Annotated in this window: 15 protein-coding genes and 1 tRNA gene; 12 read left to right on the top strand and 4 right to left on the bottom strand. The window is 71.1% G+C overall.

All coding sequences use genetic code 11. The features are described from left to right. Positions 1–34 precede the first annotated feature (34 nt). Positions 35–1,414, top strand: coding sequence for a tyrosine-type recombinase/integrase (locus ACIO1C_RS04395; protein WP_401858459.1), 1,380 nt, complete (start codon positions 35–37; stop codon positions 1,412–1,414). Between the two features lie 146 nt (positions 1,415–1,560). Here the strand turns inward: ACIO1C_RS04395 and ACIO1C_RS04400 are convergent. Together ACIO1C_RS04400 and ACIO1C_RS04405 are read right to left on the bottom strand one after the other, a co-directional pair. Further along, a tRNA-Ser gene (locus ACIO1C_RS04400) sits at positions 1,561–1,645 on the bottom strand. Positions 1,646–1,766: 121 nt separating this feature from the next. Next, positions 1,767–3,290, bottom strand: a complete 1,524-nt coding sequence (locus ACIO1C_RS04405) for a S1C family serine protease (protein ID WP_401858462.1) — start codon at positions 3,288–3,290, stop codon at positions 1,767–1,769. A gap of 251 nt (positions 3,291–3,541) precedes the next feature. Between ACIO1C_RS04405 and ACIO1C_RS04410 the strand changes: the two genes are divergently transcribed. The 3 genes from ACIO1C_RS04410 to ACIO1C_RS04420 all read left to right on the top strand — a co-directional run bounded on the left by ACIO1C_RS04410 (position 3,542) and on the right by ACIO1C_RS04420 (position 6,295). Beyond that, positions 3,542–4,378 (top strand): glycerophosphodiester phosphodiesterase family protein, encoded by an 837-nt coding sequence (locus tag ACIO1C_RS04410; RefSeq protein ID WP_401858464.1) that lies wholly within the window; start codon positions 3,542–3,544, stop codon positions 4,376–4,378. 77 nt (positions 4,379–4,455) lie between these two features. Then, positions 4,456–5,070, top strand: coding sequence for an ATP-binding protein (locus ACIO1C_RS04415; RefSeq protein WP_401858467.1), 615 nt, complete (start codon positions 4,456–4,458; stop codon positions 5,068–5,070). 259 nt (positions 5,071–5,329) lie between these two features. Beyond that, positions 5,330–6,295 (top strand): DUF5926 family protein, encoded by a 966-nt coding sequence (locus ACIO1C_RS04420; RefSeq protein WP_401858470.1) that lies wholly within the window; start codon positions 5,330–5,332, stop codon positions 6,293–6,295. 1,180 nt (positions 6,296–7,475) lie between these two features. Here the strand turns inward: ACIO1C_RS04420 and ACIO1C_RS04425 are convergent. Continuing rightward, positions 7,476–8,159: a bifunctional DNA primase/polymerase gene (locus tag ACIO1C_RS04425; RefSeq protein ID WP_401858473.1), complete on the bottom strand. Its 684-nt coding sequence runs from the start codon at positions 8,157–8,159 to the stop codon at positions 7,476–7,478. A gap of 701 nt (positions 8,160–8,860) precedes the next feature. On the opposite strand from ACIO1C_RS04425, the gene ACIO1C_RS04430 reads away from it, so the two are divergent. Together ACIO1C_RS04430 and ACIO1C_RS04435 are read left to right on the top strand one after the other, a co-directional pair. Next, on the top strand, positions 8,861–10,357 hold the full coding sequence (locus tag ACIO1C_RS04430) for a PP2C family protein-serine/threonine phosphatase (RefSeq protein ID WP_401858475.1): 1,497 nt from the start codon (positions 8,861–8,863) through the stop codon (positions 10,355–10,357). 142 nt (positions 10,358–10,499) lie between these two features. Continuing rightward, positions 10,500–11,972 (top strand): aminopeptidase P family protein, encoded by a 1,473-nt coding sequence (locus ACIO1C_RS04435; protein ID WP_401858478.1) that lies wholly within the window; start codon positions 10,500–10,502, stop codon positions 11,970–11,972. 27 nt (positions 11,973–11,999) lie between these two features. Here the strand turns inward: ACIO1C_RS04435 and ACIO1C_RS04440 are convergent, their stop codons facing one another. Next, positions 12,000–12,593 carry an ATP-binding protein gene (locus tag ACIO1C_RS04440; protein ID WP_401858480.1) on the bottom strand — a complete coding sequence of 198 codons (594 nt, stop codon included), beginning with the start codon at positions 12,591–12,593 and terminating at the stop codon, positions 12,000–12,002. Positions 12,594–12,893: 300 nt separating this feature from the next. Here ACIO1C_RS04440 and ACIO1C_RS04445 point away from each other — a divergent pair, with 300 nt between their 5' ends. The 6 genes from ACIO1C_RS04445 (at position 12,894) to efeB (ending at position 19,599) form a co-directional block, all read left to right on the top strand. Beyond that, a complete protein-coding gene (locus ACIO1C_RS04445) occupies positions 12,894–13,727 on the top strand; it encodes a hypothetical protein (protein WP_401858483.1) in 834 nt (277 codons plus the stop codon). 119 nt (positions 13,728–13,846) lie between these two features. Then, positions 13,847–14,617: a YcnI family protein gene (locus tag ACIO1C_RS04450; protein WP_401858486.1), complete on the top strand. Its 771-nt coding sequence runs from the start codon at positions 13,847–13,849 to the stop codon at positions 14,615–14,617. Between the two features lie 232 nt (positions 14,618–14,849). Then, positions 14,850–15,509 (top strand): SCO family protein, encoded by a 660-nt coding sequence (locus tag ACIO1C_RS04455; RefSeq protein ID WP_401858489.1) that lies wholly within the window; start codon positions 14,850–14,852, stop codon positions 15,507–15,509. A gap of 95 nt (positions 15,510–15,604) precedes the next feature. Continuing rightward, positions 15,605–16,030 (top strand): copper chaperone PCu(A)C, encoded by a 426-nt coding sequence (locus ACIO1C_RS04460; protein WP_401859104.1) that lies wholly within the window; start codon positions 15,605–15,607, stop codon positions 16,028–16,030. Between the two features lie 13 nt (positions 16,031–16,043). After that, positions 16,044–18,218: a copper resistance CopC/CopD family protein gene (locus ACIO1C_RS04465; RefSeq protein WP_401858490.1), complete on the top strand. Its 2,175-nt coding sequence runs from the start codon at positions 16,044–16,046 to the stop codon at positions 18,216–18,218. A 4-nt stretch (positions 18,219–18,222) separates the two neighbouring features. After that, complete coding sequence (gene efeB / locus ACIO1C_RS04470) at positions 18,223–19,599, top strand: iron uptake transporter deferrochelatase/peroxidase subunit (protein WP_401858493.1); 1,377 nt, start codon at positions 18,223–18,225, stop codon at positions 19,597–19,599. Positions 19,600–19,610: the final 11 nt, after the last annotated feature.

The following is a 19,610-nucleotide window of genomic DNA, read 5'->3' on the forward strand; positions in this document are numbered from 1 at the left end:
GACGGCGGGCCCCTCCGGGCATTGAGGAGAGATCATGCAGAGCCACGACGTGCGGGTGTGGAGCATCCGCCGACGCGACAGCAAGAGCGCCCCGTTCCAGCTCCGTTGGAAGGTGGGCGGGAAAGTCCACCAAGAACCCTTCCTGACCAAGACCCTGGCCGACGCTCGCAGGGCCAAGCTGATGACGGCCGCCAGCAGCGGCGAAGCGTTCGACACCGAGACCGGACTCCCCATCTCGGAGCTTCGCCAGCTCAACCGCACGTCCTGGTACACCCATGCCCGGGGTCACGTAGCCATGAAGTGGCCGACGGCCGCAGCGAAGCACCGCGCGAGCATCGCGGAGAGCCTGACGATCGCGACGCTGACGCTCTGCCCCGACGGCAAGGGTCGGCCGGAAGAAGAACTGCTGCGCCGGTCGCTCTACCAGTGGGCCTTCAACGCGGGCAGGCACGGGAGCGAGCTCCCCAGCGCCGAAGCTCAGGCGCTGGCTTGGGCGGAGAAGCACGCGCCCGCCGTGGTGGACCTCGACAGCGCCAAGAAGATGCGCCTTGTCCTCGATGCACTGGCCAGGAAGAAAGATGGCAAGCCTGCGGCACCGAACACCGTCAGGCGACGTCGGGCCGTCCTGAGCAACTGCCTTCGGCTCGCTGTCGAGAAGGAACTTCTGCCGAGCAATCCCCTGCAACGAGTGCACTGGGAGATGCCGAAGGCCGTGGAGGAGCTGGACGAACGCAGCGTGGCTACGCCCGCGCAAGCCAGTGCGCTCCTGGGTGCCGTGCGTGGCCAGGGCCGACGGGGAGAGCACCTGACAGCGTTCTTCGGGTGCATGTACTACGCCGCTATGCGACCGGAGGAAGTCTCCGTGCTCAGCCTCGATCAGTGCACGCTTCCCGCTGTCGGATGGGGCCGCGTGGACCTGTCCGGGGCCCGACCGCAGGTCGGTTCCGGCTGGACCGACGACGGAAAACCGTACGAAGAACGGGGGCTCAAGCACCGTGCCCGCAAGACCGTGCGCCGTGTGCCGATCCCGCCCGTTCTCGTCGTATTGCTGCGCGAGCATATCGAGCAGTTCGGCGCCGGCGCCGACGGCCGCCTGTTCAGCGCTGTTCGTGGCGGACCCATCCGGTCCCAGGAATACGGGGTCGTCTGGAAAGAGGCACGGCGGATCGCCCTCACTCCCGCACAGGTCGCGTCGCCGCTCGCGTTTATTCCGTACGACCTGCGGCACGCCTGCGTGTCCTTCTGGCTGCGGTCTGGGGTGAGCCTCGCCGAGACCGCCCGCCGGGCGGGACAGAGCATCGCTGTCCTCCAGCGGTACTACGCGAAGGTGTTGGACGGCGAGGAAGACCGGATGAACGACCTGATCGACCAGGGCTTTGCTGACCAGGCAGAGGACGAACAGCCGGCGCCCTGACCCTGCCGGATCCTGGCCACAGGTTGGCCATACGCCCTGGTCAACACTGGGAAACCGGCGAGATGGGGTGAGACAACCCCAACCCGGAAGGGGTGCCCCTCAGTGAGGGGCACCCCTTCTGACCAGCATCTACGCTGACCTGCGTGCGGTGGGTGTGGGATTTGAACCCACGGTGACTCTCGCCACGACGGTTTTCAAGACCGTTCCCTTAGGCCGCTCGGGCAACCCACCTTTGCTCCGGGACTGTTGCTCGGGAGCGGGGACAGCTTACCGGCCGGGGGGTGGGGTGGGGGGACCGAGTGGGGGTTGGGGGTGGGAGTGGGAGTGCGGTTGGGGGTGGGGGTGTTCGGGGTTAGCTTTCGCCCTTGCGTTCGCCCAGGGTGACCTGGACCGTGGACTCCTTGCCGGCGCGCTTGTACGTCAGGGTGATCTTGTCGCCCGGCTTGTGGGTCCAGATCTCGCTGATCAGGGTCGGGCCGCTGTCGATCGGGGTGTCGTTGAACTTGGTGATGACGTCGCCCGCCTTGAGGCCCGCCTTCGCCGCCGGGCCGTCGGGGGTGACCGCCGGGGTGCCGCCCTGGCCGTCCGCCGAGATCGTGGCGCCGCTGCCGCCCTCCGTCATCGTGACCGTGGCGCCGATGACCGGGTAGACCGGGGTGCCGGTCTTGATGAGCTGCTCGGCGACGTTCTTCGCCTGGTTGATCGGGATGGCGAAGCCGAGGCCGATGGAGCCCGCCTGGCCCTGGCCCGTACCGCCGCTGCCCGAGGGCTGGATGGCTGAGTTCATGCCGATGACCGCGCCGCCGGCGTCCAGCAGCGGGCCGCCGGAGTTGCCCGGGTTGATGGAGGCGTCGGTCTGGAGGGCGCTCATGTACGAGTTGCTGCTGCCGGTGCCGTCGCCCGACGCGACCGGGCGGTTCTTGGCGCTGATGATGCCCGTGGTGACCGTGTTGGAGAGGCCGAACGGGGCGCCGATCGCGATCGTGGAGTCGCCTACGGCGACCGCGTCCGAGTCGGCGAGCGGGAGCGGGTTCAGGCCCGAGGGGGCGTTCTTGAGCTTCACCACGGCCACGTCGTAGCCCTCGGCGCGGCCGACGACCTCGGCCGTGTACTTCTTGCCGTTCGAGAACGTCGCGGTGAGGTCGCCGCCCTCGGCCGCGGACGCCACCACGTGGTTGTTGGTCAGGATGTGGCCCTGCTTGTCGTAGACGAAGCCGGTGCCCGTACCGCCCTCGCCGTCGCCGCCCTTGGCCTCGATGGTCACCACGCTCGGCAGCGACTTGCCGGCCACCGCCGCGACCGTGTCCGCCGCGCGGGCGAAGTCCTTCGGCGCGTCCGCGGCCGAGACCGTCGTCGAGCCGGCCCCGTCGTCGTCGTTCTTCGCGATCTGGTAGCCGAGGCCGCCACCGAGGCCGCCCGCGACCAGCGCGACCACGGCCATGGCCGCGATGAACAGACCCATGCGCTTGCCGCCGGGCCTTGACCGCGCGGGCTCAGGACTGCCCCACTCGGGGCCGTCGCCGCCACTTCCGTAGGAGCCGCCGCTTCCGTAGGAGGGGAGCACCGGCGGGGGCGGCGGCCAGGAGGCGCCCGCCACCGGCTGCGCCGACGTCGGGGCGTCCGCCGGAGTCCCCGTCCCGGGAGCCCCGGCGGGTGCGTGGGCGGGGGGCGGGTAACCGTCGGCGGGGGGAGGGGTGTGCCCCGGGGCCGGATAGCCGCCCGGGGCGGGAGGCGTCTGGCCCGGCTGCGGGTAGTCGCCGGCCTGAGCCGGTGTGGACGGGGGTGTGGACGCGGGTGTGCCCTCAGGAGCGGCATCCGGCACGGGAGGTACGGACGGGGCGCCTGAGGCCCCAGTGCCCTCGTTCTCGGTGCTCACAGCTCGTTCTCCTCGGTTCCACGTCGGTCGTCGGCAAGGTCATCGGCAAGGTCGTCGGCAAGGATTCCGTACGGTTCGCACGCAGGTTTCTGCGCACAGTTTTTCCCACAGCACGTCAGGCCACTGTAAGCAGGAGCTGTGCGTCGTACCATCAGTCTTTATTACGGACAAAACGCCTGCACCTCTGGCCGGCCGGCCGCAGCGCCCCCGCCGTTCACCCGCCTACCCCGGCACGATGGCACCATGACGCGGTGACTCAAGCCCGCCACCACAGTATTCAGGTCGTCGCACACCGCGGAGCCTCGGAGGACGCCCCCGAGCACACCCTCGCCGCGTACACCAAGGCCATCGAGGACGGCGCCGACGCCCTGGAGTGCGATGTACGGCTCACCGCCGACGGCCACCTGGTCTGTGTCCACGACCGGCGCGTGAACCGTACGTCCAACGGACGCGGCGCCGTCTCCGCCCTGGAGCTCGCCGACCTCGCCGCGCTCGACTTCGGCTCCTGGCGGGACAGCGAGGAGAGCCCGGACTGGCGGGACCGCGAGTTCACCTCCGTACTGACGCTGGAGCGGCTGCTCGAACTGGTCGCGGACGCCGGGCGCCCCGTCCAGCTGGCCATCGAGACGAAGCACCCCACCCGCTGGGCCGGTCAGGTGGAGGAGCGGCTGCTCGAACTGTTGCGGCGCTTCGGGCTGGACCGTCCCACCCCCCGACCGGACGGGGCGGCGTGGAGCGGGGTGGAGCTCCACGAGTCCGCCGTACGGATCATGAGCTTCTCCGCCCGCTCCCTCCACCGGATCGCCTCCGCCACCCCTCAGCTGCCGACCGTCTACCTGATGCAGTTCGTCTCCCCCCGGCTGCGCGACGGGCGGCTCCCGGCCGGTTCGCGGATCGCGGGCCCCGGCATGCGGATCGTCCGCAACCACCCCGGCTACATCGCCCGCCTGCACAGAGCGGGCCACCGTGTCCACGTCTGGACGGTGAATGAGCCGGAAGACGTCGACCTGTGCGTACGCCTGGGGGTCGAGGCCATCATCACCAACCGCCCCAAACAGGTCCTGTCCCAGTTGGGCCGCCCTGTCTGAGATCTTCCGAGATCTCCAGGCGCGTTACCCGCCCAGGGAGTGCACCGGCGCGCTCGAACTGTGTTCGAGGGTCATGAGTGCGTCAACGGCTCTCCTGTGGCCGGTTTCCGGTCCAGGCCAATGGGGCATTCACATCGTGGCGTGGGGCTAAGGAGGTCTCGGGGGTGACGGTTTTGGTGGCACAAGAGGCACCCACGTCGTCGAGCATGGCCGTACCCCACGGTCCTGCGGGCGTGGGGGCGGCACGGCGCCGGATGCGTGAGCAGTTGAGGCGCAACGGGATGTCGGACGCAGTGGTGGACGACGCGGTTCTGATCCTTTCCGAGCTGCTCAGCAATGCCTGCCGGCACGGCAGGCCGCTGGGGCGGGCGGACATCGGCGAGGGGGACATCCGTGCGGCCTGGCACGTCGACAAGGCGGGCCGGCTGACGGTCGAGGTGACGGACGGCGGCGGTCCGACGCGGCCCGTCCCGGCGACACCGTCGGTGACGGCGCGCGGCGGGCGCGGGCTCAACATCATCAGCGCGCTGGCCCAGGACTGGGGCGTACGGGACAGCGCGTCCGGTGAGGTGACGGTGTGGGTGCTCGTCACCGAAGGACACCGCCGCGACGATTTCGCTACGCGCGTCACTGGCCCCGGACTCGACGTCGGCGATCTGGGTTTTGTGGACGCCTTCGACGAACTGGGCTGAGGTCGGGGCGAGTGACCGGCCGAGGTCTGGGCGAGTGGCCGGCTCAGGTCTGGGCGAGTGGCCGGCTCAGGTCCGGGCAAGTGACCGGCTCAGGTCCGGGCGTCTGGCTGACCGGGCCGAGGCCCGGGTGGAGCGTGGCGGGAAGAGAGCGGTGGGCGCCGCGATCATCCGTACACCTGTGCGGCGGACCCACGTCCCCGGCCGGTACGGCTAGGCTCGCGCCGACACCGCACCGCCGCTACCGGGAGAAAGCCACACCATGGCCAAGAAGCGCCCCCAGACCAAGGCCAGCACGGCGCAGCTCAAGGACGGACCGGTTCCGGTGGTGGGGGCGCGCGAGCCCTGCCCGTGCGGTTCCGGCCGCCGCTACAAGGCCTGCCACGGCCGCTCCGCCGCGCACGCCGTGACCGAGCTGGTGCAGCGCCCCTTCGAGGGCCTGGCCGGTGAGTGCGACTGGGTCGCGCTGCGGGAGCTGGTGCCCGCCGCGACCGTCGAACTGACCCTGAGGGACGGGCTGCCCGACGGTGTCCCGTCCGTGACGCTCGCCACCGTCCTGCCGATGGCCTGGCCGGCCCTGCGCCGCGACGACGGTTCCGTCCTGCTCGCGCTCCAGAACGACACCTCGTCCGGCGACCTCAGCCGCGACCTCGCCGACACGCTCCGGCGTGCGCTGACCGCCGAGCCCGGTTCGCCCGTCGCCTCCGAGCGGGCGCCCGCCGACGGACCGCGCCTCCAGGACCTCCTGGACCCCGAGGCGGACTTCCGCCCGGTGGTGCACCCCGGCTTCGAGTTCTGGGTGCCCGACGCGGAGAACGCCACCGCCGAGGTGACCGCCTCCTTGGAACGCGCCAACGAGGCCGCGATCCCCACCGTCCTGCTGGCGCACTCGGACGCGGCGTACTGGTGCGAGACGCCCACCAAGAACCACCTGCGCTGGGTCATGCCGTACCCGGAGGAGAAGCTGCTCGACGCGCTGGCCCGGCTGCACGCGGCCGGGACGTCGGGCCTCGGTGAGGGGACCCGGCTGGTCGGCTCCTTCCGGGCGCACGGGCTGACCGTGCCGGTCTGGGACCTGCCGAGCACGATGGGCGCGGAGGAGTGCGAGAAGCCGGCGACCGAGTTCGCCGAGCGGCTGACGGCGGCGCTCGCGGCCGACACGCCGCTGAGTGGCGACGAGCGCCGGGCGCGCGGCGGACTCACCAACCGCCAGGTGACGCTCAGCTGACGGGGCGGCCGGCGGGTGGGCACGCGGGTCGGCGCTTGGGGCAACCGGTGAGTCGGCACGCGGGGCGGCCCATGGCTCGGCCCATGAGTCGGCCCGTGGATCGGCCCACGCGCCGGCTCACACCGCGCGGGAAGCGGGGAGCTGCGACGGCGACGGCGACGGCGGCAGTGGTACGGGTGACACCGGACGACACCATTCGCCGTCGCCGTACCACCGTCGCGGTGTTTTCCGCGGAGGCGGTGACACCTGTCACATCCTCCCTACCGGCAGGTAATTCATTGTCCGAATACACCGGATCGAATTTGCTAACCGCCGATCTCTTGTTACGGTTCTAGAAGCCCGGTCGCTGGTGCATCCCCCGTCGCCAGCGGCCGGGCGTTCGTGTGACCGGACCGGGCCCGTCGGTCAACGGCCCCCAGGGTCCGGGGAGTTGCTCCCCGACCGCAACAACAGCGGTGCGTCGTCCCCGCTCTTCCCGTCCTCCGCCGCGGCCGCGAACTCCGCCATCGCGAGGTATCGCGAAGCCCCTCCCGCGGACGGTTCACGAGGGGTTTCACACGTGGCTGGCTCGTCTTCCGCCGCCACCGCGCAATGGGTCTGTACGGTCCGCGCGCCGGGGCCCATCAGGCTCAGTACGGCACTCAGTTCACGCCCCGTCGCGTTCCGGTAGTAGGTACGCGCCCACGTGTCACGCCCCCCGGTGAGGACGCACGACTGGGCCTCGATCCCCTCGGGCGAGGCGACTTCGGGGCCGCACCGCTCGGCCGTACGTACCGGGGCACCGCCTCCCGTGACCGGCCGGTCACGGGCCGCCGTAGACCCATCGATTCCGGTCAGATGTGAAGCCGAAAGCGGCAGCGGGAGGGGAACCGGGGACACGGCCGCGGAAGGAAGGGAACGCGGGAGCGGCGCCGGACCGGAAGCGGGTCCCGCGGAGGCGGCGAACGGCAGCAGTGCGGTGCACACCACAACGGCCGTGAGTCCGATCACGCGCAGATTCATGGGGGCCACCTGCCGGTGCGGGGAAATTCCTGACGGTCGGCCGAAAGATATCGGCGAAATAGGCCGCCCAGCGCCGCCGCGCGCCCAATTCCCCACTTCTCGGGCCCGCTCACACCCGTACGAGTGACAACGGTGGAGTGAGCGGTACGGCGGCGCCGTACCGCTCATCACTCACCGCTCAGTACGCGAGCCTGCTGCCGCCGTCCGGTGCGCTCGTGCTCGCCTCGACCAGCGCGTCCACGACCGCCTCCACGTCCGGCAGCCACGGCGCCGCCGAGCCGGGCAGGGGGGCCCGCTCCCAGCGGACCTGTCCGCCGGCCGCCTCGGACGGGGGCAGCATGAGATAGCCGCCCGAGCCGTGGAAGCGCAGCGAACTGGGCACCCAGTCCTTCGCGTAGAGCAGCTCACCGAGCTGTTCAAGGGTGTACGGGGACACCAGCAGCGACCAGCGCGTGGGCGTCGCCACGACCGGGCCGAGGCGCATGCCCATCCGGTCGAGCTCCACCAGGGCGCGCGCACCGGCCACGGCCGGCAGACTCACCGCGCACGGCGCGCTGTCGCCGGTCGCCAGCACGATCGGAGCCGTCGGGCGGTTGCCCCACCACCAGCGCAGCATGCGCGCGTCGGTGGTGGCCGCCAGCAGTCCTGGGTCGAAGGGGTGTGCGCCCGGTACGGCGCAATCGGGGTCGGGACAGGCGCAGCCGTAACCGCGTGTCCCGCGTGCGCCGGCCGCCGTCAGCCCGGCGCCCGGCAGGACGGGCCATCTCCACGCGGAGGCGTAGGTGAGCGCCGCGTCGAGCTGGGCAGGCCTCCCCTTACGCCGGAACCGGAGCCTGCGTCGCCTTCCGAGGATCTCGCGCATGAGCGCTCGTTCCTTTCCGTTGAACGCCGAGGTCCACATGACACTGACACCATGTGTGTGCATCACTTCGCTGTGCGTACATTTGTTGTGCGTACATCCGCTGTGCATGCATTCGCTGTGCGTGCATTCGCTGTCGCTGTGCGTTCGACGCTTCGCCGCGCTGTGCCGCGCCGCACCCGGGGGCACGGACAGGCGTTCCAGGCCTGCGGCGCGTGACGCCGCCTCCGGGCCGGGCACGACCTGTAGGGCCGTCGGGCTGTCGGACTGTCCTCTTTGAACGTGTGGCGAGGGGTGGCGTGCGCATCGCGCCTGCTCTCCCGCTGTACTCCGTACTTCCTCGCCACTCCGAGGGGATGGGGTGCGCGGCCTACGGCGGATAAGACGCCCGGGCCTGCCGCCAGGTTCCGGGGCGGTCCCAACTGCCCCCGTCCGTCACCGTTTACGTACCCATCACGTTCGGAATGACGCTCCACCCGGACCATAGGTGAACTCAGCCCCGGCAGACCCCCCAGGTTGAACTCACTCAGTCGATCGCAAAACCTGATCAGGGGGGTCATTTTTTCGCCAAGTTCAGCCTGGGCGAGTTAGCCACCGCCCCACCAGGGCAATGCTGAACATTGCCGCCTTTGTGCGGGTAGATACGAATCCATGGAGTGGATGCATGGATAGCTGCGCAGAATGACGTGGGGGTTTGCGATGCTATGGCAGGGAACGCGGGAAGCGTACCGGCCGATGAGCCGGTTGCCATGAGCGCTCCGAACCTTCCGAAAGTGGCTGGAATCGATCCACCAGCTTCCGCCCCCGCGCAGACTGCCGCACCACTCGACGACCTCACACCTCCGCCGGGGCTGCTGCTCCAGGACCGGCTGGCCGGACGGGTGTCCGATCTCACCACTCTGCACGAGCTGATCGAGCGCCTGGCCGGCACCGGATCCCTGGACGGCGCGCTGAACGAGATCCTGCGCGCGGGCGCCGCCCTCGTGGGCGCCCGGCGCGGTCTGGTCGTGTGCGAACCGGCCGACGGCCTCGGCCCCGTCACCACGCTCGGCTTGGGGCTGGCCCACGCCGAGCTGGGGCACCTGGAGACGGTGCCGCGGTGCGCCACGTCGTACGGACGCCTCCTGGACTGTTCCGACGGCCGCGCCGAACCCGTCGCCGTACCCGATCTGCTCGGCGATACGGAGCTGGATCCGCGCCAGCGCGAGGTGGCGGCGCGGCTGGGATACGGGGCGAGTTATGCCGTACCGCTCGCGACCGCGGGCACGCCGGACCTGGACACGCCGGACCTGGACACGCCGGACGTGAACCCGCCGGACCCGAAGAGGCTCGGCGCCGTCGTCTGGTTCTACGACGAACCCGCCGAACCGGTCGAACGCCAACGCCATCTAGTGGGTCTCTACGCCCGGTACGCGAGTGAGCACCTCGCCCTTCTCCTGGAGCTGGAACGGGCCCGCGCCCGTACGGCCACCCTCACCGAGGAGCTGCTGCCCGGCCGGCTGCCCCGCATCCCCGGCGTCCGGCTCGCGGCGCGCCACCGCACGGGGCCGCACGGCGGCGGTGACTGGTACGACGCCCTGGCGCTGCCCGAGGGCGCCGTGGGGCTGGCCGTCGGGTCGGTGAGCGGCTCCGGGCCTGGCGCGGTGGCCGCGATGGGGCGGCTGCGGGCCTCCCTGCGGGCGTACGCCGTGCTGGAGGGCGAGGATCCCGTCGCCGTACTGTCCGATCTGGAACTGCTGTTGCGGCTCACCGAGCCGGCCCGTACGGCCACCGCGCTCTTCGCGTACGCCGAACCCGCCCGGGGCTCGGTCGTGCTCGCCGGGGCCGGGCACGCCCCGCCGCTGATCGTGGGGGCGGGGCGCACCGAGTTCGTCGAGACGTCCCTGTCCGCGCCGCTGGGGATGCTGGCGTGCTGGGAGGCGCCGAGCGTGGAGGTTTCTCCTGAGCCGGGAGAAACGGTGCTGCTGTACACCGACGGGCTGCTGCGGCGTACCGGCGAGCCCATGGACCGGGCCTTCGCGCGCCTGCACGCGGCGGCGGCGAGCGTGCCGGAGGCGGACCGGGACGATCCGGGGGCGGTCGCGGACCACGTCCTGCGGGCGGTGCTGCCGGGGGAGCGCGAGGAGGCGGGGCCCTCGGCTGTGACCGGCCGGGCCGGATCCGCCGACGACGTCGTCGTGCTCGCGGTCCGTTTCGACTGATTGCTCACAAGCCCGTCACATCGACCTGGACCCTCTTTCCTTCGCACATACGATGGAAGGACGGTCCAGAGTCGTATGAAGACCCGTTGAAGACCCGTATGAAGAGTCGTACCGAAGAGTCGTATCGAGTCGAGGAGAAGACGTGGCTGACGAGCTCCCCCAGGAGACCCCGGAAGCGGAAGAGAAGCCGATCAAACAGCGGAAGAACGGTCTGTACTCCGGCGTGTCCGACGAGCTCGCGGAAAACATGAAGTCCGGCTGGGCCGACACCGAGCTGCACGGCCTGGAGCCGATCGCGCAGGCGTCCCACACGGCCGCGCGCCGCGCCGCGCTCTCCGCGCGCTTCCCCGGTGAGCGCCTGGTGATCCCGGCGGGCAACCTCAGGACGCGGTCGAACGACACCGAGTACCCCTTCCGCGCCGGCACCGAGTACACGTACCTCACCGGCGACCGGGCGCACGACGGCGTCCTCGTCCTGGAACCGCGGAAGAACGGCGCCCAGGACGACGGCCACGACGCGGCTCTCTACCTGCTCCCCCGCTCCAACCGGGAGAACGGTGAGTTCTGGCTCAACGGTCAGGGCGAGTTGTGGGTCGGCCGCCGGCACTCCCTCGCCGAGGCCGAGCAGTTGCTGGGCCTGCCCGCCAAGGACGTACGCGAAGTGGCCACCACCCTCGCGGAGGCCACGGGGCCCGTGCGTGTCGTGCGCGGTCACGACGCCTCGGTGGAGGCGGCGCTGACCGACAAGGTCACCGCGGAGCGCGACGAGGAGTTGCGCGTCTATCTGTCCGAGGCGCGCGCGGTGAAGGACGAGTTCGAGATCGGTGAGCTCCAGAAGGCCGTCGACTCGACCGTGCGCGGCTTCGAGGACGTCGTGAAGGTCCTCGACAAGGCCGAGGCGACGAGCGAGCGCTACATCGAGGGAACGTTCTTCCTGCGCGCCCGCGTCGAGGGCAACGACATCGGCTACGGCTCGATCTGCGCCGCCGGACCGCACGCCACGACCCTGCACTGGGTGCGCAACGACGGAGACGTACGCTCCGGCGACCTGCTCCTCCTCGACGCCGGCGTGGAGACGCACACGCTCTACACCGCCGACGTCACCCGTACCCTCCCGGTCAGCGGCCGCTACAGCGCGATCCAGCGGAAGATCTACGACGCGGTGTACGAGTCCCAGGAGGCCGGGATCGCGGCGGTGAGGCCGGGCGCCAAGTACCACGACTTCCACGACGCCTCGCAGCGCGTGCTCGCCGAGAAGCTCGTCGAGTGGGGGCTGCTGGAGGGGCCGGTCGAGAAGGTCCTGGAACTGGGGCTCCAGCGGCGCTGGACCCTGCACGGCACCGGCCACATGCTCGGCCTGGACGTCCACGACTGCGCCGCCGCGCGCCGGGAGGCGTACGCCGACGGGACGCTGGAGCCGGGGATGTGCCTCACCGTCGAGCCGGGGCTGTACTTCCAGGCGGACGACACGACCGTGCCCGAGGAGTACCGCGGCATCGGGGTCAGGATCGAGGACGACCTCGTCGTGACGGAGGACGGGAATCGGAACCTGTCCGCAGGACTGCCGCGCCAGGCCGACGAGGTCGAGGCGTGGATGGCAGCTCTGAAGAAGTAGGTACGTGGAGGGCGTTCCGCTCCGTGCTCACATGGCGCGGAGCAGGGCGCCCTCCCGCCACTTGAGGATCTTGTCGAAGCTGACCACGGCCCCGCGCCCCGGCCGGTTGCGGAAGTACACGTGGTCGGCGAGCTGCTCGATCAGACACAGGCCCCGGCCGCTCTCGGCGGTCACAGCGGGGGCCGGGGTCACGGGTACGGTCACCGCCGTACCGGCCGACACGCCGGCGGGGACGGGGGTCACGCCGGCGGGAACGGGGGTGGCGGGGGCCGTGGACACAGTCGCGGCAGTGGATGTCGCGGACGCCGTGGACGCGCCGACCTGGGTGGTACGGCGCACCATCCGCCGCGCGGGAAAGCCCGGACCCGAATCCGCCACCTCGATACGGCACTTCTCGCCGTCCAGGTAGGCCGTCACCCGGTACGCCCCCGGCGCCTCGCCGGGCCCCTCGCCGCCGCCGTGCTCCACGGCGTTGGCGCAGGCCTCGCTGAGCGCGACGGACAGGTCGAAGGAGACGTCCGGGTCGACGCCCGCGGTCTCCATCGTGCCGAGCAGTAGGCGCCGGGCCAGCGGGACGCTCGCGGCTTCGCGCCGCAAGTGCAGAGACCACCAGATGCTCATGCTCCAGCCTCCCGGCCACGGCTCGACATACCGATACGTATTGCCCTTCGCGCCGTGCCGTAAGCACTCGGGCGACCGGATGGCCCCGATAGCCCTCACGAGCCCCCATTCGGCGGACGCGTGGACGGGGGACCGCGGTGTATGGCGGCGCGCGGCGGACCAGCGGGTACGGAGCTCGGGACACCGCGGCGGGCGAGCGGGCGGGACACCGGCGGTGGACGGGACCGCGAACAGGGCGGAGAACGACCTTCCGGACCTGCCCTGCGGCGCCCGGGGGCGCAGTGCGATGATGACCCGGCCATGTCGTCCGATCACGTCGCTCGCGCCGTAGCCGCTCCACGGCTGCTGAGGACCGCGGTGTTCACCGCGGTCTGCGTTCTGCTGTCCGCGACGGGGCACGTCCTGGCCGCCTGTGCCCCCGTCCCCTGGTGGACCCTGGTCCTCGGCTTCCTGGGGGTCTTCGCGGTCGTCGCTCCGCTCGCCGGACGCGCGCGCTCGACCCCGGCCATCGTCGCGGCCCTGACGGGTGGACAGCTCGCCCTGCACAGCCTCTTCGGGTTCGGGCAGCAGCACATGGTGATGCCCACGGGCTCGGGCACGAACGACGCGCTCATCCGGATGGCCGCGAAGCTGGTCTGCGGCGCGGGCCCCGTCTCGCTGTCCCCCGTCGACGCGCAACGGATCGTCGCCGACGCCGGGATCAGCCTGACCGGGCACGGCGGCACGGGAACGACCGGCACGGCCGCCGGGCACGGCGCCCACGGCATGGTGATGGGCGTCGGCCCCATGGCCTCCGCCGACGGGCTGCTGCCCTCCCTCCCGATGGTGCTCGGCCACCTGCTGGCCGCGCTCGTGACCGGCTGGCTCCTGCGCCACGGGGACCTCGCGCTGCACCGGCTCGTCCGGCTCTCGGCGCGGGGCATCGGCGAGGTCAGGGAGAACGCGCAACTGCGCTCCCTGCGCGCCGCGCTCTCTCTCGTACGGGCTTTGCGTGCCGGTCTGCCCGGCACGCCCATTCCGGGCCCGCGCGGGCCGCGCGCCTCGTACGGCCCCCCGCCGGTAGCGGCCGGGGAGACACTCCAGCACACAGTGATCAGGCGCGGGCCGCCGGCCGGCCTCGCTCTCGCCGCCTGACGCGACGCACTCCGCTCGGCACGGGGGTGTGGTCGCCATGCCGTCGCGTGTCCTCCCCACGCGATCGCATCAGCTCGCTCGCCCGATCACTGACTTCTCATCACACCGTGGAGTGTTCCGTGTTCCCAGCCAAGAAGTTCTCCGGTTCGAACATCGCCCGTGTCACCGTCGCCGGCGGCATCGCCGCTTCCGCCGTCCTGCTGCTGGCGGGCCCGGCGTCCGCGCACGTGAGTGTGCAGCCGCTGGGTGTCGCCGCCAAGGGCGGTTCGGCCATCGTCAACTTCAAGGTCCCCAACGAGCGTGACGACGCCAACACCACCCAGCTGGAGGTGAACATCCCCGCCGACCACCCGCTGGCCTCCGTGATGCCGGAGCCCATCCCCGGCTGGAAGATCGTCGTCACCAAGGCCAAGCTGGCCAAACCCCTGGAACTGCACGGCAACCAGATCACCGAGGCGGTCTCCAAGGTCACCTGGACGGCGACCGCCGGCGGCGGAACCCCGTCCGGCCAGTTCCAGCTCTTCCCCGTCTCCCTCAGCCAGCTGCCCGAGGACACCGACCAGTTGGTGTTCAAGGCCATCCAGACGTACTCCGACAAGGAGGTCGTCCGGTGGATCGAGGAGCCGAAGGAAGGCGCGGCCGAGCCCGAGAACCCGGCGCCCGTCCTCCAGCTCACCGCCGCCACCGAGGACGAGCACGGCGCGCCGGCCACCCACGCCACCGCCAAGCCCGCCACCCAGGGCAGCGAGGCGCACGACACCGCGAAGACCGAGACGGCCTCCGGCGACACCAGCGACTCCACCGCCCGGGTCCTCGGGATCGTCGGCATCGTCGTCGGCGTCGCGGGCGTGGCCTTCGGCGTCCTCGCCGGACGCCGCCGCACAGCCTGACCCGCCGCACCCGCCACACCCGCCCCACACCCGCGGCACGCGGGGCTGTGACGCCACGACGCCGTGACGTCGCGACATTGGGACACTGCGGTATCGCAAGGTTGCGACATCGCGACATCGCGGTGTCGCGACGCACGGAGACCTCGCAGTCCGACCACCCACCGTCCAGGCCCTCACGGACCCGCGTGCCCGGTACCGGCATCCCGCACCCCTCGACCAGAAAACACCTCCCATGCGTAAGAAGACCGTGTCCACCGCCGCCGCCCTCGCCGTGCTGACGGCACTCACCCTGACCGCGTGCGGCGACGGCGGCAGCGACGCCGCCAAGCCGATCGCCGACATCTCCATGCAGCCGAAGAACAAGGCCGCGACCGTGCTCGACCAGCCCTTCACCAAGCCCGACTTCGTCCTCACGGACACCAAGGGCAAGCCGTACGACTTCCGCGAGCGGACCAAGGGCAAGGCGACGCTCATCTACTTCGGCTACACCAACTGCCCGGACGTCTGCCCGACCACGATGAGCAACATCGCCATCGCCAAGAAGTCCCTCTCCAAGGCCGACCAGGACAAGCTCCAGGTCGTCTTCGTCACCACCGACCCGGCCAGGGACACCCCCGCGTCGCTCGCCAAGTGGCTGCCCGCCGCCGGCGACCCCTCCTTCGTCGGGCTCACCGGGAACTTCAAGACCATCCAGGCCGGCGCGCGCAGCATCGGCATCGGCATCGACCCGGCCACGACGAACAAGGACGGCACCGTCGTCTCCATGCACGGAGCGCAAGTCATCGCGTTCTCACCGAAGACCGACGGCGGCTACCTCCTGTACGGCGACGACGCGTCCTCGGACGACTACGCCAAGGACCTCCCGAAGATCATCAAGGGAGAGAACCCGTGACGGGAGACACCGCCGCCCCCGTCCCGGCCCCCGCCACGACACCCGCCCCCCGCACGTCGCCGCGCCTCGTCGTCGCCGGTGGTCTCACCTCCGCCCTGGCACTGGCGTTGATACTCGTCGGCTGCTCGTCCGGATCGTCCACCTCCTCGAAGTCGCCCGAACTGAAGGTCAGCGGGGCCTACATGCCACGCCCGGTCAGCGACCTCGCGGCAGGCTTCCTCGTCGTCACCAACAGCGGCGGAGCCGCCGACAGGCTCACCTCCGTCACCAGCGCTCTCTCCGACAGCATCACCATCCACAAGACCGAGGACCAGAAAATGATGGAGGTGACGTCCTTCGACATCCCGGCGGACGGCACCCTGGATCTCGCACGCGGCGGGAACCACATCATGTTCGCCAAGCTCAAGCAGCAGCCGAAGCAAGGCCAGCGGATCGGCATCGAGCTGCACTTCGAGAAGGCCGACCCCATCAAGGTCGAGCTTCCCGTGAAGGAGACCACGTACAACCCGGCCCAGAACTGAGGGACTGAACACCATGACGACCACCGCCCCGCGCTTCGGAGCCGCACCGGCCGCACCGCTCGTGCGACTGCTGCTCGTCGCCACCGTGCTGCTCGGCACCGTCCTCACCGTGCTGTCCGGCACGGCGTCGGCGCATGCCGCTCTCACCGGCAGCACCCCCGAGGACGGGGCGGTGGTCGCCACCGCCCCCAAGGACGTCACCCTCACCTTCTCCGAGCAGGTCGCCCTGAGCGACAGCTCGATCCGTGTCCTCGACCCGAGCAACAAGCGGGTCGACACCCAGAAGATCCGGAACCTGAGCAGCGGCAAAATCGTCAGCTACGCCGTGGACCTGCACGCCGGTCTGCCCGACGGCACCTACACCGTCGCCTGGCAGGCCGTCTCGGCCGACAGCCACCCCGTCTCGGGTGCCTTCACCTTCTCCATCGGCGCCCCCTCGAAGACCGAGGCCACCCTGCCCGCCGAGAAGGCCGGTGGCGGCCTGGTCGGCTTCCTCTACGACGTCGCGCGCTACGTCTCGTACACCGGTTTCATCCTCCTCGTCGGTGGTTCGGCCTTCGTCCTCGGCAGCTGGCCGCGCGGCGCGTCCGTCCGGCCGCTGCAACGGCTCGTCGTCCAGGGCTGGATCGCCCTCACCGCCGCCACGCTTGTCCTCCTCCTGCTCCGCACCCCCTATACCGGCTCCGGCGAACTCGCCGACGCCTTCGACCTGGGCGGACTACGGGCCGTCCTCACCACCAAGACCGGCACCGCTCTCGTCTCCCGTCTGCTGCTCCTCGGCGCCGCCGCGCTCTTCGTGGCCGTCCTCTTCGGCGCGTACGCCCGGCGGGGAACGCCCGCCAACGAGGACGAGGCGAAGGAGAAGAAGGACCTCACCTTCGGACTCGCCGTCGGCGGCGTCGTCGTCGCGGCCGGCATCGCCGCCACCTGGGCTCTCTCCGAGCACGCGTCGACCGGGATCCAGGCCGGTCTCGCCATGCCGGTGGACGTCCTGCACCTGCTGGCGGTGGCGACCTGGCTCGGCGGGCTGACGGCGCTGCTCGTCGCGCTGTACCGGGCGCCCTCCATCGAGGCCGCGGCGGTACGGCGCTTCTCGCGCACCGCTTTTGTCAGCGTCGTCGTACTCGCCGCGACCGGGCTCTACCAGTCCTGGCGGCAGGTCGGGTCGTGGTCGGCGCTCGGGGACACGTCATACGGGCAACTCCTCCTCGTGAAGGTCGGGCTCGTCGCCGTCCTGATCGCCATCGCCTTCTTCTCCCGGCGGTGGACAGCACGGCTGGGAGAGCCGGCGGCGGTCCCGGCGGAGGCCGGGACAGAAGCGAAGACGGAAGCGAAGGCAGAAGCGAAGACAACGACGGAATCGCAGACATCGGAAACGTCGGAAACAGGGACAGGGACGGGGTCAAGGACGGCGACAAGCGCTGGGGCAGAGGCGGGGGCTGAGGCCGCGGCGGAGACAGCTTCTGGGAGCGGGTCTGGGGCTGCGGTCCTGGCCGGTGCCGGAGCGGCGGCCGGGAGCGGAGCGGAAAGCGAGTCGGGGTCGGAGACCTCGACCGGACTGGGGACCCGGTCCGAGACCGTCACCGCGAGCACAACCGCGGTCGGCGATACTCATAGGATTGCCCAGCTCGCCCGCCAGCAAGCCGCGATGGCGACAGCACGCCAAAAGCGATTGCGAGACGCCGACACCGAACGCTCCGGACTCCGCCGTTCCGTCCTGGCCGAGGCCGGCGTGGCCGTCGTACTCCTCGCCGTCACGACCGTACTGACGTCGACCGAGCCCGGCCGGACCGCCGAACAGGAAGCGAACCGGACAGGCGCCTCCGCCAGCGCGCCCGCGACCGCGGGGCCCATCGACGTCACCCTGCCCTTCGACACCGGCGGCCAGAACGGCAAGGGCACGGTGCAGGTGACCCTCGACCCCGGCACGTCCGGCGCCAACCTGATGCACCTCTACATAGACGGGCCGGACGGGCAGCCCCTCGACGTGCCCGAGGTGAAGGTGGCCTTCGCCCTGACCGCCCAGAAGATCGGCCCGCTGCCGATCGTCCCGGAGCGGTTCGCCGCCGGACACTGGAGCGCGGACGGGGTACAGATCCCGATGCCGGGCGACTGGAAGCTCCAGGTGACCGTGCGGACCTCCGACATCGACCAGACCACCGTCGACAAGAACGTGAAGATCGGCTGACCCCGTGAGCGACACCAGGCAGAACAACCTCGCCCGGAACGACCGGAACGACCAGAGCGGCCAGGACACCCCGGACGACCGAGGCACTGACCCCACCGCGACCGGCCCCGCGCCCGACCATGCGCCCGCCGGCGTCTCCCGGCGCCGCCTCCTCGGCACCGCCAGCGCCGTCGGAACCGCCGGACTGGCGCTCGGCGCGGTCGGCGGAGCCGCGGCCTCCGCCGCCGGCCGAAGCGAGCCCGCCCCCCTCACCGCGCTGACCACCGTCGGCACGGACACCGTCGCCTTCCACGGCGCCCACCAGCCGGGCATCACCACCCCGCTCCAGGCGCGCGGCCACCTCGTCGCCTTCGACCTGGCGCCGGGAGCGGGACGCAAGGAAGCGAGCGCCCTGCTGCGCCGCTGGTCCGCCTCGGCCCGGGATCTGATGGCCGGGGAACCGGCCGCCGGCCACGACACCGGCGTCGCCCTGGACGCCGGGCCGTCCTCCCTCACCGTCACCTTCGGCTTCGGCCGCACCTTCTTCGACCGGACGAACCTGACCGGCCGGCGGCCCTCCGCGCTCGACCCGCTTCCTCCGTTCTCCTCCGACCACCTCGACAGCCGGCGCAGCGACGGCGACCTCTGGATCCAGATCGGCGCCAACGACGCGCTGGTCGCCTTCCACGCGCTACGCACCCTCCAGAAGGACGCGGGCGCCGCCGCCCGGGTCCGGTGGCAGATGAACGGCTTCAACCGCACCCCCGGCGCGACCGCGCACCCGATGACGGCCCGCAACCTCATGGGCCAACTCGACGGCACCGCCAACCCCAAACCGTCCGAACCCGACTTCGACCGGCGGATCTTCGTGCCGCCCACCTTCGCGGCCGGCACCACGACCTCCGAGGACACCGCCTGGATGGCGGGCGGCTCCTACGCCGTCGTACGGCGCATCCGCATGCTCCTCGACGACTGGGAACAGCTCTCCCTCCACAAACAGGAGCAGGTCATCGGCCGCCGCAAGGCCGACGGCGCGCCCCTCACCGGCGGGACGGAGAGCACCAAACTGGCCCTCGACACCTTCGGCCCCGACGGCAAACTCGTCATCCCCAGCAACGCGCACGCGCGCATCTCAGCACCGGAGGCGAACGGCGGAGCCGCGATGCTGCGCCGCCCCTTCTCCTTCCACGACGGGATCGGCCCGGACGGAACGCCGGACGCGGGGCTGCTCTTCGTCTGCTGGCAGGCCGATCCGCTCAGGGGATTCGTACCCGTGCAACGCAAGCTCGACCGCGGTGACGCGCTTTCGGCGTACATCCGCCATGAGGCGAGCGGGCTGTTCGCGGTCCCGGGCGGGGCACGCGAGGGGGAGTACGTGGGCCAGCGCCTCCTGGAGGCCTAGGCGTGTCCCGC

This window comes from Streptomyces sp. NPDC087420, assembly GCF_044744165.1.
Lineage (GTDB): Bacteria > Actinomycetota > Actinomycetes > Streptomycetales > Streptomycetaceae > Streptomyces.

What these genes read in the sequence shown, in the direction of transcription:
- ACIO1C_RS04445 (WP_401858483.1), top strand. Translation starts at nt 12,894, where the DNA reads ATGTCGTCCGATCACGTCGCTCGCGCCGTAGCCGCTCCACGGCTGCTG.
- ACIO1C_RS04440 (WP_401858480.1), bottom strand. Translation starts at nt 12,593, where the DNA reads ATGAGCATCTGGTGGTCTCTGCACTTGCGGCGCGAAGCCGCGAGCGTC.
- ACIO1C_RS04465 (WP_401858490.1), top strand. Translation starts at nt 16,044, where the DNA reads ATGACGACCACCGCCCCGCGCTTCGGAGCCGCACCGGCCGCACCGCTC.
- ACIO1C_RS04455 (WP_401858489.1), top strand. Translation starts at nt 14,850, where the DNA reads ATGCGTAAGAAGACCGTGTCCACCGCCGCCGCCCTCGCCGTGCTGACG.
- ACIO1C_RS04430 (WP_401858475.1), top strand. Translation starts at nt 8,861, where the DNA reads ATGGCAGGGAACGCGGGAAGCGTACCGGCCGATGAGCCGGTTGCCATG.
- ACIO1C_RS04420 (WP_401858470.1), top strand. Translation starts at nt 5,330, where the DNA reads ATGGCCAAGAAGCGCCCCCAGACCAAGGCCAGCACGGCGCAGCTCAAG.
- ACIO1C_RS04425 (WP_401858473.1), bottom strand. Translation starts at nt 8,159, where the DNA reads ATGCGCGAGATCCTCGGAAGGCGACGCAGGCTCCGGTTCCGGCGTAAG.
- ACIO1C_RS04395 (WP_401858459.1), top strand. Translation starts at nt 35, where the DNA reads ATGCAGAGCCACGACGTGCGGGTGTGGAGCATCCGCCGACGCGACAGC.